Source organism: Blautia sp. MCC283, from assembly GCF_018785565.1.
Lineage (GTDB): Bacteria > Bacillota > Clostridia > Lachnospirales > Lachnospiraceae > Blautia_A.
This window is the reverse complement of record NZ_WQQB01000045.1, coordinates 207,407-224,509: the sequence shown is the minus strand read 5'-3', so window position 1 is coordinate 224,509 and position 17,103 is coordinate 207,407. Positions and strand designations below refer to the sequence as shown.

At 39.5% G+C, this 17,103-nt stretch carries 13 protein-coding genes; 12 read left to right on the top strand and 1 reads right to left on the bottom strand.

The genetic code is table 11. The features are described from left to right. Window positions 1-3: 3 nt before the first annotated feature. The 11 genes from GPK81_RS13640 (at window position 4) to GPK81_RS13590 (ending at window position 15,409) form a co-directional block, all read left to right on the top strand. Entirely contained in the window at window positions 4-903 is a 900-nt protein-coding gene (locus GPK81_RS13640) for a carbohydrate ABC transporter permease (protein WP_021650646.1), read from the top strand. Between the two features lie 16 nt (window positions 904-919). Beyond that, the gene (locus GPK81_RS13635) at window positions 920-1,768 is read left to right on the top strand and encodes a carbohydrate ABC transporter permease (protein ID WP_044960959.1); all 849 of its coding nucleotides are present in this window, start codon (window positions 920-922) and stop codon (window positions 1,766-1,768) included. 17 nt (window positions 1,769-1,785) lie between these two features. Further along, entirely contained in the window at window positions 1,786-2,811 is a 1,026-nt protein-coding gene (locus GPK81_RS13630; RefSeq protein WP_021650648.1) for a zinc-dependent alcohol dehydrogenase, read from the top strand. 22 nt (window positions 2,812-2,833) lie between these two features. Beyond that, a complete protein-coding gene (locus tag GPK81_RS13625; RefSeq protein WP_227589144.1) occupies window positions 2,834-5,068 on the top strand; it encodes a pyruvate formate lyase family protein in 2,235 nt (744 codons plus the stop codon). An 8-nt stretch (window positions 5,069-5,076) separates the two neighbouring features. Further along, window positions 5,077-5,973, top strand: coding sequence for a glycyl-radical enzyme activating protein (locus GPK81_RS13620; protein ID WP_021650650.1), 897 nt, complete (start codon window positions 5,077-5,079; stop codon window positions 5,971-5,973). 34 nt (window positions 5,974-6,007) lie between these two features. After that, the gene (locus GPK81_RS13615; protein ID WP_021650651.1) at window positions 6,008-8,773 is read left to right on the top strand and encodes a hypothetical protein; all 2,766 of its coding nucleotides are present in this window, start codon (window positions 6,008-6,010) and stop codon (window positions 8,771-8,773) included. 36 nt (window positions 8,774-8,809) lie between these two features. Further along, complete coding sequence (locus GPK81_RS13610; RefSeq protein WP_021650652.1) at window positions 8,810-9,946, top strand: carbohydrate kinase family protein; 1,137 nt, start codon at window positions 8,810-8,812, stop codon at window positions 9,944-9,946. 12 nt (window positions 9,947-9,958) lie between these two features. Continuing rightward, window positions 9,959-10,888: a class II fructose-bisphosphate aldolase gene (locus GPK81_RS13605; RefSeq protein ID WP_021650653.1), complete on the top strand. Its 930-nt coding sequence runs from the start codon at window positions 9,959-9,961 to the stop codon at window positions 10,886-10,888. 152 nt (window positions 10,889-11,040) lie between these two features. Next, a complete protein-coding gene (locus GPK81_RS13600; protein WP_215707214.1) occupies window positions 11,041-12,018 on the top strand; it encodes a LacI family DNA-binding transcriptional regulator in 978 nt (325 codons plus the stop codon). Between the two features lie 238 nt (window positions 12,019-12,256). Beyond that, the gene (locus tag GPK81_RS13595) at window positions 12,257-13,837 is read left to right on the top strand and encodes a glucose-6-phosphate isomerase (RefSeq protein WP_021650655.1); all 1,581 of its coding nucleotides are present in this window, start codon (window positions 12,257-12,259) and stop codon (window positions 13,835-13,837) included. A 105-nt stretch (window positions 13,838-13,942) separates the two neighbouring features. Next, window positions 13,943-15,409 (top strand): RNA-binding domain-containing protein, encoded by a 1,467-nt coding sequence (locus GPK81_RS13590; protein WP_215707213.1) that lies wholly within the window; start codon window positions 13,943-13,945, stop codon window positions 15,407-15,409. Window positions 15,410-15,559: 150 nt separating this feature from the next. Here GPK81_RS13590 and GPK81_RS13585 read toward each other — a convergent pair whose 3' ends face one another. Beyond that, window positions 15,560-16,135 (bottom strand): helix-turn-helix domain-containing protein, encoded by a 576-nt coding sequence (locus GPK81_RS13585; protein WP_118590854.1) that lies wholly within the window; start codon window positions 16,133-16,135, stop codon window positions 15,560-15,562. A 645-nt stretch (window positions 16,136-16,780) separates the two neighbouring features. On the opposite strand from GPK81_RS13585, the gene GPK81_RS13580 reads away from it, so the two are divergent. Then, a complete protein-coding gene (locus GPK81_RS13580; protein WP_008369874.1) occupies window positions 16,781-17,026 on the top strand; it encodes a DUF6870 family protein in 246 nt (81 codons plus the stop codon). Window positions 17,027-17,103: the final 77 nt, after the last annotated feature.

The following is a 17,103-nucleotide window of genomic DNA, read 5'->3' as shown; positions in this document are numbered from 1 at the left end:
CATGTGAGTAACGCAAAAACAGTAGTAAAACGTAAAAAAGGAGACTGGCGGATTGCTGTTTTGTTTCTGTTGCCGTCCCTGATTTTGCTGGGATTGTTTGTATTTTGGCCAATGGTAGATTCCATCCACATGTCATTTTATGACTGGAATCCATTAAAAGGTAAGATATTTACAGGATTAGAGAATTATCAAAATCTGCTGAAAGATAAACTCTGGTGGACAAGTCTGGGCAACACGATCAAGTATATCCTGATGAATGTTCCGCCAATTGTCATTTTTTCTATCATTATGTGTGAACTTGTGTTGTTTGCAAATAATAAAAGTGAAGTTATTTCGAAATTTATCAGAGGCAGTTTCTTTTTACCATGTGCACTTTCTCTGGTTGCAACCGGTGTTGCATGGAGATATCTGATGGGAACGAATTATGGTGTTATCAATAACTTCCTGAGTGTATTGGGATTCGAAAAAATTGGCTGGCTGACAGATGGCAAGATTGCACTGGGTTCTATGGCAATCGTAACAATCTGGAGATGGGCAGGATATTACATGGTTATGGTTGTTGCAGGACGTCTGGAAATTTCGCAGGAATTTTTTGAAGCGGCAGATCTGGACGGTGCAAATGCATGGCATAAATTTGTTTATATTACATTGCCGCAGCTGAAACCAGTTCTTACATATATTATTCTCATGTGTGTAATCGGTACTTTCCAGGAATTTGATCTTGTTTATACGATGACAAATGGTGGACCTGGAACAAGTACGTATTTAACTGGGCTGACATTATATAAGACTGCTTTCTCATCTTTGAAAATGGGATATTCCTGTACAATGGCAGTATTTATCTTTATTCTTTCGATTATTATTTCGGTTGTACAGTTAAAGTTGACAAGTGACAAAGATTGAGAAGGGAGAAGAGATTATGACCAGAAAATTAAGAAATAAAATTCTGGGAGACAGCTTAATCTGGGTAATTATAGCTGCATTTGTAGTAATCATGCTGTTTCCATTTGTTTATATATTATCTACTGCATTGAAATCGGATACAGATCTTGCAACAAGTGTTGGAAGAATTTTGCCGAAAGCAGCGCAATGGGAGAATTTTACAAAAGCATGGCAGCTGCTGGATTTTCCCAAGTGCTTTTTTAATTCATTTATTGTTGCGATAGCAGTGACCGCACTTACTATTTTCCTCTGTAGTTTAGCTGCATATGTATTTACCAGACTTGAGTTCAAAGGCAGAAATATTGTTTTTATTCTTTATTTGTCAACGATGATGATTCCGATTACTGTAAGACTGATTCCGTCTTATAATCTGTGTAGAAATCTCAATATGCTGGATACATATATGGGGATGATACTTCCGCAGGTAGCATGGTCCATTCCGTTTGGAACATTTCTTATGCGCCAGTTTTATATGGGAATACCGAAGCAACTGGATGAAGCAGCAAAAATTGATGGAGCAAATCATTTCCAGATATTCTGGAAGATCTTACTGCCAAATACGAAATCAAGTATGACAACATTAGGAATTTATACATTTATTTCTGCGTGGAATAATCTGATCTGGATGTTGTTATCCGTCAGAAGTGAAGGCAAATGGACAGTAACATTGGGAATAAGTTCAATCTGTGGCGCATCTGTAATCAAACAGCCGACATGGAATCTGATCATGGGTGTTATCGTGATTGGAATGATTCCTGTTCTGATTCTGTTTTTTGCATTCCAGAAATATTTTATGCAGTCTGTAGCTGCAACCGGCATTAAATAGTAAAAAGGAGATCAGTTATGAAAGGTTTAGTGGTAACAGAAGACAATAAACTGTACCTGGAAGAAAAGCTTCCGATTCCGGAGATCGGAGAGTATGAAGCACTGGTAAAAAATGAATGCTGTATGATCTGTAACGGAACGGATCTGGGAGTTATTGGAGGAAAAGTCAGAGAAGTAACGAGATATCCGGCGGTTTTAGGACACGAAGATGCAGGAAGAGTTGTTAAAATCGGCAAAAAAGTTACTTCTTTTAAAGTGGGAGATCTTGTAGTCAGGGCAGGACAACCGGATAATGAGAAATTTTCCAGCGCTTGGGGCGGATTTGCTGAATATGGAATTGTAAAAGATTATAAAGCAGCCATGGCAGACCAGGCCGATGTAAAAGATATTAATCTTGGAATTACACAGCAGGTGTGCCCGGAAGGAATGCAGGCAGAAGCTGCTTCTATGCTGATAACTTTAAAGGAAACATACAGTGCATTAAAAAGAATCGGCGTTGAAGATAAAAAGAAGATGGTCATACTCGGAGACGGACCGGTTGCACTTGCTTTTCTAAGCTGTGCAAAACTGATGGGAATTCAGGAGATTTATGTCCTGGGAAATCACAGAGACAAGCTGGAAACAGCAGAAAAACTGGGAGCAGCAGGTACATTTCTTAACAAAGACGAAGAAGAAAAGAAAAAAGCTTCTGATCTGTTTGACAGAAAGTCCGATATCTGTATAGATACGATTGGATCAAATCAGACAATCACGCAGTGTCTGGACTATATTAAAGAGACAGGGACAATTGCTGTATATGGCTTAAAAAGCGGAGAAAATCTGAATGTACCATTACCGGAACTCAGGAATTTCAATATTCAGTATGTGCAGTGGCCGGTGCCTGAGGTAGAAGCAGAAGTACATAAGCCGGTTTGTGATGCGATTATGGATGGGAAAATAGACATCGATTTATTTGTGACACATAGATTTTCAATAGATGATTATGAAAAAGGATTTCAGGCAGTAAAAGACAGAACTGCATTGAAGGTAGTTTTAAATTTTTAAGGCAACTCAGGAGGAACGCATGATGGCAGGTTATCGATTCAATAAAGAAGAATATTTTAAAGAGACCAAAGAGGTATATTCTAATTATCCAACCGATGTTTCCAGAATGGAAGAAGAACTGGACCGCCTCCAGAAAGAAAATCCAAAGGCAAGCTCTTTTCAGAAAAAAACATGGATCTACAGAATTGCAGCCAGGGATGCTGAAGTGATTCTTTTTCCATCCAGTCCGTTTTATGCAGAAATTGATACAGGAAGAGAACAGAACAGTGTTACGGCATCGTTCCCGCCACAGCCAGGCATTGGATGTTGGCTAATGAAGCAATACCCAGATTTTGTAGATGAATATGGAGAATGGAGTGGATACTACGGAAAATATGGTGTCATGAACGGACCACAGTTTATGGATGCGGCGCATCACTATGCAAATTGTGAAACTGTGTTGAAATATGGTCTATCAGGAATAATCAGACATGCAATGATGCGTCTGGAAGAGAAAAATCTTACAGATCATCAGCAGGATTTTTTAAAATGTATGGTCGATGTATGCCGAAGTCTGCAAAAAATTTCTGAAAGATTTGCAGAAAAAGCGGAGGAAATGCTGAAAACAGAACACGATGAGGAACATGTAAAGGCACTTAAAATGATTGCTGTTACGGCACGCCGAATTCCATCTGAACCGGCAGAAACATTTTATGAAGCAATGTGTGCAATCTGGTTTACGCGTGAGATGTGCAATGCGTTAGATGGTCTTGGATTTGCTGTGATTGGCCATTTGGACAGAATCCTGATTAGTTATTATGAAAGAGATTTGAAAAATAATCGAATAACGCCGGATGAGGCGCAGGAACTGGTTGACTGTTTTGTATCAATGACAGATGCAAGATGGGATCTTGAAGCAGACCTGCCAGGGGGCACAAATGCAGATATTATTATAGGCGGATGTGATAAAAATGGCAATATTGTTTATAATGACATAAGCAGGATGATCATAAACAGTTATAAAAAATATCATTTTGCAAATCCGAAACTACAGGTGAGAATATCGGCAAAGCATCCGGATGAATTTCTGATGCAGGTTGGTGAATTGGCAGGAATGGGTCTGAATGTGCTGTCTGTCTTTAATGATGATGTGATAATTCCAGCAAATCAGAAGCAGGGAAAAAGTCTGGAAGACTGTCGACTTTATGTCGCAGGTGGCTGCCAGGAAATCTGTCTTTCTAATGAAGTCAACAGCAGAGCATATACCTATCTTAATCTTGTGCAGATGTTAAATGGATCCTTATATCCAGAGTACTGGAATGACGTATTTAAAAGGGATGGATTTAAATTTATTCCAGCTGCGAATGCGAGCGATTTTGAAGAATTCTATCATATTGTAATTGAAAATTATAGAAATGAACTGAATTTCTTTGTGAAAAAATATAACGAATATGGTTCATGGTGGAAAATAATAAATCCGTCGTTGTTCTTTTCTGCAACTATGCCATCATGTACTGAGACGGCAAAAGATGTCTCAGAAGGCGGTGCTGTCTATAATACAGATAATTTTGCTGCTGCGGGTGCAGGGACAGTAATTGATTCGTTATATGCGATAAAGAAGGCAGTATATGAAGATAAGATTACGACATTTGGTCACCTGCTTAAAGCGATGAAAGAAGACTTCAGAGATGATGAGATCCTTCGACAATATTTGCTTCATAAAGTCCCAAAATTCTGCAAGGATAAAGATGCTACAGAATTTGGAAAAAAGGTTATGGATGATCTGGCTGAATGTCTTGGAGGACAGGCAAATTACAGAGGCGGAAAATTTGAGCCGTCATTATTTGCTTTTTATTCTTATAACTGGTTTAAAAATGTAACGATTGCAACGGCCGATGGACGAAAAAGTGAAAGTGCTCTCTCACGAGGCGTTAACCCAAGTGAAAGTACAGAAAACATCAATATTGCAGCATTACTTGATGCAATAAAAACAATGGATTACACGAAATATCCGGGTGGGGCAGTTATTTATATGGACATTCCACTGATGTATAAAACTCCGCAGCCGTCATTGTTTGCAAGTGTGATGCGGGCCTTCTGTGAAAATGGCGGAAGCATTATGGATTTTAATGTTATCAGCAGGAATGCACTTTTAGAGGCACAGAAAAATCCGGAAACACATAAAAATATTGTAGTAAGAGTGTGTGGATACAGTGCATATTTCCATACATTGACTGCGGAAATGCAGAATGAGGTAATTCAGCGTACACAGAGGTAAGCGGTAAAATGAAGCAAAAATTACTGGTAAGTCAGATACAGAACTTTTCTCTGCATGACGGACCGGGAATACGGACAACTGTATTTTTACAGGGATGTAATTTGCGGTGCAAATGGTGTCACAACCCGGAGACATGGAAAAAGGAAAGTATACTGAGTTATACGGAAAATAAATGTATTGGCTGTGGTCAGTGTATTGAAATCTGTCCCTCAGGAGCACAACAGATACAAAACGGGCAGCATATTTATGAAAGAACTCTTTGTACTGTGTGTGGAAAGTGTGTGGAAATTTGCTGCACAGAAGCATTGGAAATCGTAGGAAGTTATTATTCTGCTGAAGAATTATCGGAACTTTTGCTCAGAGACAGAAGACTCTATGAAATTTCAGAAGGTGGTGTTACTTTTTCCGGTGGAGAACCAATGATGCAGGCAGAGATTCTATATGATTTGTGCAACAGACTTCAGAAAGAGCATATTTCAGTTGCTTTTGAAACAGCACTTGCTTTTCCTTGGAAAGTGATACACAGAATGACAGAATGTGCAGATCTGTTTCTTGTAGATTTTAAGATGTTTGACAATGAAAAACATAAAGAATATACAGGAACAGAAAATACCCTGATCAAAGAGAATCTGAAAAAACTGGTGAATTACAGACCGATCATGATCAGGCTTCCAATTATAAAAGGAATCAATGATGAGATAGAAAATGCTGTTGCAACAGCAGATTTTTTTGCAGCTCTTGGAAGAAACATCAAGAGTGTGGAATTTTTGCCGTATCATGATTTTGGAGTTGAAAAAGCAAAACATGTCGGAGTGAATCAGCAGATGTTTGAAGCACCTGATGAAAAACAGCTGGAGCTGTTGAAAGAAGTTTACAGAAGTAAAAAGATTGACGTAGTGGAATAAAGAAGATTGCTAACAGAAAGGAACAGAGACAGAAATGAAAAAGCATTTTCTGAAAAAGCACGAAGAAAACTGGTTGCGCATTCCTTATGAAGAGAATGCAGATCCATGTATTATAACTATTTCAGACAGTACTGGAAAAAAAGAAACTATTCAGATGAAAGTATCTAAGACAAGAGTGGACTATTGGATGGCATATCCCCTGAAAGATTTTTTCGGGGACGATATTCAGGCAGAAGGTCCGGCGAGCAGATGGATCAATGCAATAGAACTTTCTGATGATCCGGAAAAACAGAGAAGAAGAGAACTGTCTAAGTCTGTCATTCATTATATGCCGCCAACCGGATGTATCCGGGAACTGAACAGTGTAAAAAAAGCAGGAGAACAGTGGGTTTTAGATTGTGTAACCGATCCATGTTCACTGACAGGAAATGAAGAAAATCAAACAGCTATGAGACTTGTAAGCAAGGATCTGCTGCACTGGAAATCCGAGGAGAATGAGTTAGAAGAAATTGAAATCAACTGCCGGAAATCAGATAAATGGATTGGAGATGTCGAAAAACAAATAGAATTTGAAGAAGATGGAAAAATCTGGATTCTAGGTCAGACTGCGAAAAAAACGTGTGAAGGTGTTGCATCATCTAATGCAATCAGTATTCCATCCGTTTTTTCAGGAGAACAGATAAAGCCAGCTGCACAGATGGATAATCTGCGAGTGTGGGTTAGACAGTGGCATAATGAGCATATTGATAAAAAGTTTGAATTTCTCATGAGATTTCGTCAGGGACCAGACGTATGGCCGGAAGTCCGACTTCTGGCACCTGAAAATATTTTATCTGATATTCAGACAAAGGCCTGTGAGGTAGAACTGGAGATGTTTGTCGGACAGGAACCGGAAATTGAGTTTGAGCTGTGTGGAGTGAAGTGGGTCTGGAAGGCATTAGATCAGACACTGAACTGTCAGGGATATAAAATGAAAATTCCAACGGAAAAAGGAAGACTGTATCTGCATTTCTACAGGGACATGGCAATTCAGGAATTATATGCAGACAGAAAGAATGCAATGCTCATAGTACAGGATAATGGACCGAAAAAAGAAGATTATAAGATTCGAAGTGAGCAGGTGGAAAATATCAATAATCCATCATTTTATCTGCAATATAATGCGGACCCGTATTTTGAAATCCATACGAATGGAAAAACAGCCTCTGTCATTTGTCTGAATATATGGGGTTTAAGATCTACGAGATATGAAGAAGAAAACAGAAGGCTGATCGAACAGGAAGAAAAAGGACAGCCGTTGTTTAAATCTGAATCTTACACAATATATGAGAAATGTGTAGAAGATCGTATTTATGGAGAACCTGCAGCATGGGCACTGCGTGGTGGAAAAATAGTTTTATCACCTGTACGCGCGGTGGAAGAATTCTGCTGGAGAGATACTCCGTGGGGAGACATGACAAGAATCCAGAACCGAACCGAGCGTTGGGACGCACCGGAAGATTCAGCCTACCCGAAATTACATACAGAGCATAACGTCATAAATGCAGCATTTTCGCTTGCAACAGATATTATGTGTCAGAACAGAAATAAAAAGTATGCCTTGCCAGGACAAGAAGGTCTGATGAATGCGGCTGTTTTTCAAAGAGAAGGAGAAGGTTTTGGAAGTTGGGTAAGAGATACCTGCCATGCAGCATTTCGATGTCAGAATCTACTTGCACCGGATGAAGCCAGGGAGTCGTTATCCTATATTTCTGAACATGGATTTAATAATGGTGTTGACTGTGCTGCCATGCCGGCGATTGCAGCATGGGATCATTATATAACAACTGGAGATATCCAGCTTTTGTATGAAATGTTACCTGGAATTATAAAATATGCAGAAGAAGCGGATGCACGTTATGATGAAGAAATGCAGCTGGTTCATGCAACCATGTGTCTTGCGCAGGATGCTTTTGAAGAACCGGAGAATGGCGGATACTGTCTTGGAACAGAAATTGCATTTGCCCTGATGTATCAGGATGTCGCCAGAATATGTGAGGTGACAGGATGCTATCCGGAGAGAATTAAGTTCTGGGAAAGTCGTTCGAAGGAAATGCTTGCATCCATAAAGGAAAAATACTGGAATGAAGAAAAAGAATGCTTTACAAGTGGACCAATAGGAAGTGAAGCATACGAAAAAGGCTGGTGGGAGACGACTGGGGCAGAAATGGTTTTGTGGCCACGATTTGGTATTGCAACTGAGAGACAGAGAAATCTGTTTTTGAAGACAATCGAAAGTAATCCAGAGGCATTTTCTGAGTTTGGAATTAACTGGTATCCGTTCCGCAAAGAAAAAAACCATTTCTGGAGAGCATGCTGGGTATCATGGACGCTTGGGTTATCAGAGGCAGCTGGTGAAAGTGGAAATAAAGAGTTTCTGAAAAAGCTTATTTATGCACAGGTGAGAAATGTGCTCCTGAATAAATCTTTTCATGAAGTAATGGATGTTGATACAGGAAGAGCGTGGAGATGGCCGCACCTGCCATGGCATGCGGCAGGTTTTATTGGATTTATTGTTAATGGAATTTTTGGAATACGTTATAGTGAACAGGGAATTCAGATACATCCATGTATTTTGGATGAATTTGAGGGAGCAGTACTTGATTCTGTTCCATATCAGAATGCAAAATTTGTATTTGAGATACATGGGCATGGTGACAGCTATACAGTAAAAATGGATGGAAATCTGGTGGAAGGTTCCTTTGGCAAGGAAATGACAGGAGAGCATAAGGTGGATATATATGCTTATGAAACTGAATAAAATCGGTATGGTAAGAAATAACTGTGAGGATAGAACATGAGCATAAAGAAAGCAATTGCAGCCGGACATATCTGTTTGGATATTACACCGGCTTTTAAGAGCAAGGAAGAAAAAAACATCAAAGACCTTTTCAGACCGGGGCAACTAATCGCAATGGATGCGGCCAAAGTAAGTCTTGGCGGATCGGTATCCAACACAGGTGTTGGCATGAAACGTCTTGGCGCAGATGTAGAACTAATGGGAATGGTCGGAGATGATGCATTTGGTCAGATGGTTCTCAACGAACTGGAAAAATATGGTGCATCTCCGGAGAGCATGATTGTAAGAAAAGGAGTCGGAACTTCTTATTCTGTAATCCTTGCACCGGCAGGCATTGACAGGATCTTCCTTCACTGCTCAGGTGCTAATGATACATTTACTCTGGATGATATCGATCTGGAAAAGGTAAAAGGAGCAAATCTGTTCCATTTTGGCTATCCATCGCTGATGCGGAAGATGTATATTGATGGCGGCAAAGAACTGGTTCGTCTTTTAAAGGCTGTTCATGAACAGGGAGTTGCAATCTCTGTTGATATGGCAATGTTTGAAGAAAGTACAGAAGCAGGTACCCAGGATTGGAACGAAGTTCTGAAATCTGTGATTCCGTACATTGATTTCTTTGTGCCGAGTGTTGAAGAACTCTGCATTATGCTGGACCGTGACCGTTATCATGAATGGAACGAAAGGGCAAATGGTTCAGATGTAACGAACTTCCTTGATGTTGAAAAAGATATCAGGCCACTGGCAGATAAGCTTCTCTCCTATGGTGCAAAAGTTATCCTGATCAAATGTGGTACACCGGGCATCTATTTTCGCACAGCAGCCAAGGAACAGCTTCTGAAGATTGGTGGTGGAATCGGAGAAGAGATTGCGGAGACATGGGCAGTCAAAGAAGCTTTTGAGAAGAGTTATTTCGTAGAAAAAGACAAAGTCGCATCTGGAACAGGCGCCGGAGATACGACGATTGCTGCATTCTTAAGTGCTATCCTGGAAGGCAAAAGCTGGGAGGATGCTCTTCATCTTGCAACAGCGACCGGAGCGCTCTGTGTACAGACCTATGATGCGCTCAGTGGAATCATTCCACTTGATGAAGTACAGAAGAAGATTGCCGCAGGTTGGGAAAAAAGAAAGTAAGAGGTAGAAAAAATGTTAGTTAATATGAATGATGTGCTTTATCCGGCAAAAAAGGGAAAATATGCAGTAGGACTATTTAATGCGGTAAACCTGGAACTGGCGCGAGGAATCATTGCAGCAGCAGAAAATTCTCAGTCACCGGTTATCATGGGAACTGCGGAAGTACTTCTTCCATACGGACCACTGGAAGAGGTTTCCTATTATCTTATTCCTATGGCTAAGAAAGCAAATGTTCCGGTAGTTATTCATCTGGATCATGGCCTTAAGAAAGAAACATGCCTGAAAGCTCTGGAACTTGGATTCTCATCCATTATGTATGACTGCTCTACAGATTCTTATGAAGATAATGTAAGAAAAGTTAAAGAAATGGCAGACATCGCGCATTCTTATGGAGCAACCATCGAGGGCGAACTCGGACATGTAGGTGACAACCCGGATTCTGCAGAGGGAAGCGCCCATATCAATCCGGCTGATTTCTATACAGATCCGAGGATGGCAAAAGACTTTGTTGACAAAACAGGTGTGGATGCTCTTGCAATTGCAGTAGGAACTGCCCACGGGGCATATAAGTTGCCTCCAAAGCTTGATTTTGAGAGAATTAATACCATTGCTCATACAGTAGATGTACCGCTTGTTCTGCATGGCGGTTCCGGACTTACAGACAACGACTTCAAACGTGCGATTCAGGAAGGTATAAGCAAGATCAATATTTTTACGGATATCAATGTGGCAGCAGTAGAGGCTGAATTCCGCAAATTTGAAAGTATGAATAAAGGTATCATTGATTTGATTCCGGCGGCAGTTGAGGCTGTTAAACAGGAAACCATGAAGAAGATGATACTTTTCTCAAGCAATGGAAAAGGTGTATTAGACCAGCCATCCCAGGATGAACTTGTAAAAGCTGTTGTTCAGGGTGTTCTCAAAGAAATTGTTGGAAAATAGGGTATTATTGATCCGAGCAGAAACAGAATAAGAGGTTGACTAGAGCATTTTGAAGATTTTGTGTGCAAAAGTAGAGTTTGGCTTGCGAAATACATGAATAAATAGTTATAATATAAAGAAACAAGCGAATCTGTAAAATCGCGGAGGATTGAATGGCAAATATTAAAGATGTGGCCAAACTGGCTGGAGTTTCTGTAACAACTGTTTCAAGAGTATTGAATAATAAAGGGTATATATCACAGGATACATACGAAAGTGTATATAAAGCAATTGATCAGCTTGATTATGTCCCAAATCAGATTGCTAGAAACCTTTTTAGACAAAAATCTTATTATATTAGTCTGATCGTGCCTGACAGCTCGCATCCTTTTTGGGCGGAAATAACGAAATACATCGAAAAAAAACTTTATAAACATCATTATAAACTTTTTTTATGTAATACCGGAGATACGGAAGATAAAGAAAGAGATTATATAAAAATGATGAGAGAAAATATGGTAGATGGTATTATTCTTGGAACGCATATGTTAGCAGAGTCCGAATATCAGAATCTGGATCTTCCTATTGTGGCACTTGATTATCGAGTTGCGGAAGAGATTCCAACCATCTATTCTGACCATAATAAGGGTGGTTTGCTGGCTGCAAATGAAATTATAAAGAATGACTGCAAATGCGTTTTAAATGTAACGGCTGTTGTAACAGATAAATCTCCTTCTATTAATCGTCATAGGGTTTTTTCAGAAACATTGAAGAAAAATGGTGTAAAATGTATCGATTATATCTGGAATACAAAACAAAGAACAGAAGAATATCATCAGCAAATGAATAAACTTTTTGATGAATATCCGGAAATGGATGCAATGTTTTCGGAAGATTTGATCATTATGAATGCGTTAAAATGTGCAGGTGAGAGGGGAATGTGTATTCCTGATGAATTTAAAGCAGTAGGATATGATGGAACGCTGATTGCAAAGATAAGTTATCCGTCAATGACTTATGTTTCACAGCCAATAAAAGAATTGGCAGATACATTGGTAGATGTATTATTAAAGAAAATAAATGGTGCAAAATTACATGAAGATATTATTTTGAAGGATGTTTGTCTGGTGAAAGGGCAAACGACAGAATAGAATAAAAAAAATTACAGAGAAAGTTCCTATAGTGTTGAATGGCATTGTAGGAGCTTTCTCTGTAATTTTTTTAAGGTGTACGATCCAGATGAGGGAAAAAGGGCGTTGATTTTATAGAGAGAATATCCACACCTCCGTTTGCAGACTTGAATTTACCTTCATTTGATATTATAATCAAAGAGATTGAAACGAATCCTGAAAACAGCGGGAACATCTAATTTTAAGGAGGAATCTTATTATGAGTACCTGGAACAACCTGGATACTCTTGAATCTTTCAAAGAACTTTCAAATGTAAAGAAAGTAAACCTTGTAGAAGCTATGACCGGAGAAAATGGTGCAGAACGTGTTAAAAAATACAGCGTACCGATGGCTGCTGGTCTTGCATATAACTATGCTGCAAAACAGGTAGATGACGACGTACTTGAAGGTCTCAAAAAGCTTGCAAAAGAAGCACAGCTTACTGAAAAATACGCAGCTCTCTACAATGGCGAAATGATCAATACAGGTGAGAAACGTCTCGTTCTTTATCAGCTGACACGTGGCCAGCTTGGTGATACTGTTACAGCTGACGGCGTTGACAAACGTGCTTTCTATGTAGAACAGCAGCAGAAGATTGCTGACTTTGCCAATAAAGTACATGCAGGTGAGATTACAAACGCAGCAGGAGAAAAATTCACAACTGTTGTTCAGATCGGTATCGGCGGAAGTGACCTTGGTCCGCGTGCAATGTACCTTGCACTTGAGAACTGGGCAAAGAAAAATGACAAATTTAAAATGGAAGCCAGATTCATCAGCAATGTAGATCCTGATGATGCAGCAGCAGTCCTGAATTCTATTGATGTTGCACATTCCATTTTCGTACTGGTATCTAAATCAGGTACAACTCTTGAAACACTGACAAATGAATCCTTCGTAAAAGATGCTCTTAAAAATGCAGGACTGGATGCTTCCAAGCATATGATCGCTGTTACAAGTGAGACTTCTCCACTTGCTAAGAGTGATGATTATCTTGCAGCATTTTTCATGGATGATTATATCGGTGGACGTTATTCTTCCACATCTGCAGTTGGCGGTGCTGTATTATCTCTGGCATTCGGACCGGAAGTATTTGCAGAATTCCTTGAAGGTGCAGCAGAAGAAGATAAACTTGCTAAAAACGAAGATGTTATGCAGAACCCGGCTATGCTGGATGCGCTGATCGGCGTATATGAAAGAAACATCCTTGGATATCCAAGCACAGCAGTTCTTCCATATTCACAGGCACTCAGCCGCTTCCCTGCACATCTGCAGCAGCTTGATATGGAATCTAACGGAAAATCTGTAAACCGTTTCGGTGATCCTGTAAATTATGTAACAGGACCGGTAATCTTTGGAGAACCAGGAACAAACGGACAGCATTCCTTCTATCAGCTTCTTCATCAGGGAACTGATATCGTACCGCTTCAGTTCATCGGATACAGAAATAACCAGATGGGCACAGATGTAGTGATCCAGGACAGCACAAGCCAGCAGAAACTCTGCGCTAACGTTGCAGCTCAGATCGTTGCATTTGCATGTGGTAAATCTGATGAAAACAGCAATAAGAACTTTGAAGGTGGACGTCCGTCAAGCATCATCATTGGTGATCAGGTAAATCCTGCAAGCCTTGGTGCACTCCTTGCACACTTTGAAAACAAAGTAATGTTCCAGGGATTCCTGTGGAACCTGAACAGCTTTGACCAGGAAGGTGTTCAGCTTGGTAAAGTTCTTGCAAAACGTGTTCTTGCACATGAGACAGATGGAGCACTGAAAGTATTCAGCGATCTGCTGAATATCTGATTTGAAAGTTAGATCAATCATGAAATAATACAAGCCCTTCGCTTACAAATTGTAGGTGGAGGGCTTGTGTTTTACACGTGGAAAATCACCTTGTAACTTGCCATTATGGCAATACGATCAGTAGAGTATCTGCAGAGTCTTGTTCGGGAGCTTGTAAAGCTTCCGAACGAGACTGAGTGGGTAGAATTTAAATGTAACAATAAGCAACCTCAAATGATTGGTGAATATATTTCGGCATTAAGTAATTCAGCAGCACTATGCGAACGACCTAAAGCATATTTGGTTTGGGGTGTAGATGATGCAACGCATAAAATTGTTGGAACTGAATTTCAATATCGTAAAATGAAAAAGGGAAATGAGGAATTGGAAGCATGGCTTTCCAGAATGCTTTCACCAAGAATTAATTTCCGATTTTTTGAGGTCCCGATGGATGAAGGAATGGTTGTGCTGATGGAGATTCCTTGTGCAGAAAAACAGCCGGTACAGTTCGCTGGTGGGGAATTTATAAGAATTGGAACGAACAAAAAGAATTTAAAAGAGTATCCTGACAAAGAAAGAGAATTATGGAGAACATTCGATTCTACACCATATGAACTTCGAATTGCGATGGGAAATTTAGATGAAGATGAAATGGTGTTATTATTGGATTACTCAAAGTATTATGATAAACTGGAAATGCCAATTCCGAGAAATCGGGATAAAGTATTGGAAGATTTACAGCATGAAAAGTTCATAAAGAGAAATGATGCTGGTACATGGGATATCACGAATATGGGAGCATTGATGATCGCAAAGGATTTGAAGAAATTTGAATCTTTGCATAGAAGAACTGTGAGGGTGATATGGTATAAGGAGAATTCCAGACTGGATGCTATCAGAGAAAAAGAGTTCTGTGCGGGCTATGCATTTTCGCATGAAGAAATCGTGCAGTATATTATGACAATTATTCCGCAGGAAGAGGTTATTGTAGAAGCAACAAGGAAATCTGTTGTCAGTTTTCCGGAAATTGCTATCCGTGAGTTGTTGGCAAATGCTATGATACATCAGGATCTGCAGCAAAGAGGTACAAATCCGATGGTAGAAGTGTTTAAAAATCGAATTGAATTTTCAAATGCTGGTGCACCACTGGTAGCAATTGAAAGAATTGTAGATTCGGTGCCGGTGTCCAGAAATGAAAATATTGCCGGATTTATGCATAAATGTGGTATCTGTGAGGAACGTGGCAGTGGATATGATAAGCTTGTTGAAGCAACCGGCAAAAATGAATTACTTGCACCGAGGATTGAAAATCAAAACAATCAATTTACAAAAGCAATATTGTTTGCGAAAGTACCGTTTGAATTAACCACGAAAGAAGATCGGATGCGTACTTGTTATATGCAGGCATGTCTGGCATATGTCAATTTTGAGGGGATTTCTAACTCAGATATTCGAAAAATATTTGGATTAGGAGAAAAAGAGAAAGCTAAAGCATCTCGACTTCTTACCAGTGCTGTTGACGGAGGCTATATTAAAGTAATGGATCCAGATACTGCACCAAGATATAAAAAGTATATTCCATATTGGGCATAATTTAGGTTTCGCTAAGTTTCACTTATATAGGCTGGATGAGGAAAATTCAATAGAGCAATATGAAAAAAGGCACTGAAAACCACTGAATTATTGGTTTTACAGTGCCTTCTCTTTGACTAACGAGAAAAAACATAATAAATTTAAGTTTTGCTAAGTTTCACTAAGTTCAGCATTAACAGATCGCCACTGCCTTTTTGGCTCAAATTTCCCACACCCATCACAGGTCTGCGGCCAGTTGATTTTCCATTCAAAATATTCATTTCTGGTAATTTCGCCAGATTTTAATTCTTTCTTTCTGAGAACCCACTCTTTCATAAAATCATTGAGAACCCCATAATTAAACCACATGCCGACAGGTGGATGAGCTGGCCAGCTATCAGAATCATGATAACGGACAGCAGTATCCTCATTAGAATTGCATTTTTCACCCGGATAAGTTTCTAATTGAAAGAGATTGATAGCTGCCGGGTTAAATTCATCAATCCAGAACAGGATTTCCATAAGTTCAGAAGCATCCATAGTCGTAGGCTCATGTAGTGCCAGTGGATTTACATCCAGAATCTTAGTCATTTCAGTTACCAGATCTTTGCGAGGAACCCGGTAATTTGTTTCGTATTGGGCAAGACGGTTTGCTCCTTTATCACCCCAACCGAGAGCAGCACCAAGTTCTGCCTGTGTCATATTCCGGAATGTCCGGATTTTTTTTATTTTATCACCGATTGTCATATCAGATTTCCCACTTTCTTTTTGATAAATCCATTTTACTATCAAAAACAGTGAATGTAAACAGAAAGATTCGCATTGAAGCGAATAAAACACTTGACATTCGCATGAATGCGAATTAAAATGGCAGTACGATAAAGATTCGCATGAAAGCGAATGTACAGATGAGGATAAATACTATTTGCAAATTATTGCAAAATGAGGTTGTAAAATCCTTCTGTCAGGCTTTATTAGTGAGAGGATTTTTTTGAAGAGAACAACATTTTGGTGTTTCTAGGCTGTAATAAGTGAAAGGATATTCAAAAAACTCTCTTTTGTACCTTGAAAATTACATGAGCTGTATAATCTGATTCCACAGATGCCATAACCCTGTAAAGGATTTTACGGGCGAGCGTCAAAGATACTCCGGAAACGGCTGGTAAGTTTGCGAAGAAGCTACCAGCATTCAGAAATATTCTGATAGAGGTTGGCAGTAACGCTGACAGCAGATTATACGAATGGAAGCCAACACGCCGAACGGAATATGCAATGCTATAACAATAGATAAACTGTGAGAACAAAATACGAAAAGGTAAGGTGATGCAATTGAGAAAATTGCAGGTATAGGACAACTGATACAAAGAATATGTTGGAAAAGAGGTGAGCATCATGGTGAATCAGTCAGTAATAGACTCCAGTGTTGATCTGGAGCAGTTAAAGGACATTGAAGATTTAATTCCTGATATGGATAAAGCTATTTCTGAAAAAGTGGAAACTTTTCTGGATAAATCTGGCGATCAGCCGTATGCTCACATGAATGAAGGGTATGTGGTAGTCGTGGAAATGACAGGAGAAATGGATGCTACAGATGCGATCAGTGATTATCTAAGAAAAAGAACGGAGTTGATGTATTAGATGCAAGTCTTGAAAAAATATCTTGCGAAGCTACAGATGTTATGTTAATGTGAAGTCAGGGAAAATGAACGTGATAC

Coding starts and splice junctions, on each gene's coding strand:
- GPK81_RS13635 (WP_044960959.1), top strand. CDS start 920: ATGACCAGAAAATTAAGAAATAAAATTCTGGGAGACAGCTTAATCTGG.
- GPK81_RS13630 (WP_021650648.1), top strand. CDS start 1,786: ATGAAAGGTTTAGTGGTAACAGAAGACAATAAACTGTACCTGGAAGAA.
- GPK81_RS13625 (WP_227589144.1), top strand. CDS start 2,834: ATGGCAGGTTATCGATTCAATAAAGAAGAATATTTTAAAGAGACCAAA.
- GPK81_RS13620 (WP_021650650.1), top strand. CDS start 5,077: ATGAAGCAAAAATTACTGGTAAGTCAGATACAGAACTTTTCTCTGCAT.
- GPK81_RS13615 (WP_021650651.1), top strand. CDS start 6,008: ATGAAAAAGCATTTTCTGAAAAAGCACGAAGAAAACTGGTTGCGCATT.
- GPK81_RS13610 (WP_021650652.1), top strand. CDS start 8,810: ATGAGCATAAAGAAAGCAATTGCAGCCGGACATATCTGTTTGGATATT.
- GPK81_RS13605 (WP_021650653.1), top strand. CDS start 9,959: ATGTTAGTTAATATGAATGATGTGCTTTATCCGGCAAAAAAGGGAAAA.
- GPK81_RS13600 (WP_215707214.1), top strand. CDS start 11,041: ATGGCAAATATTAAAGATGTGGCCAAACTGGCTGGAGTTTCTGTAACA.
- GPK81_RS13595 (WP_021650655.1), top strand. CDS start 12,257: ATGAGTACCTGGAACAACCTGGATACTCTTGAATCTTTCAAAGAACTT.
- GPK81_RS13590 (WP_215707213.1), top strand. CDS start 13,943: ATGGCAATACGATCAGTAGAGTATCTGCAGAGTCTTGTTCGGGAGCTT.
- GPK81_RS13585 (WP_118590854.1), bottom strand. CDS start 16,135: ATGACAATCGGTGATAAAATAAAAAAAATCCGGACATTCCGGAATATG.
- GPK81_RS13580 (WP_008369874.1), top strand. CDS start 16,781: ATGGTGAATCAGTCAGTAATAGACTCCAGTGTTGATCTGGAGCAGTTA.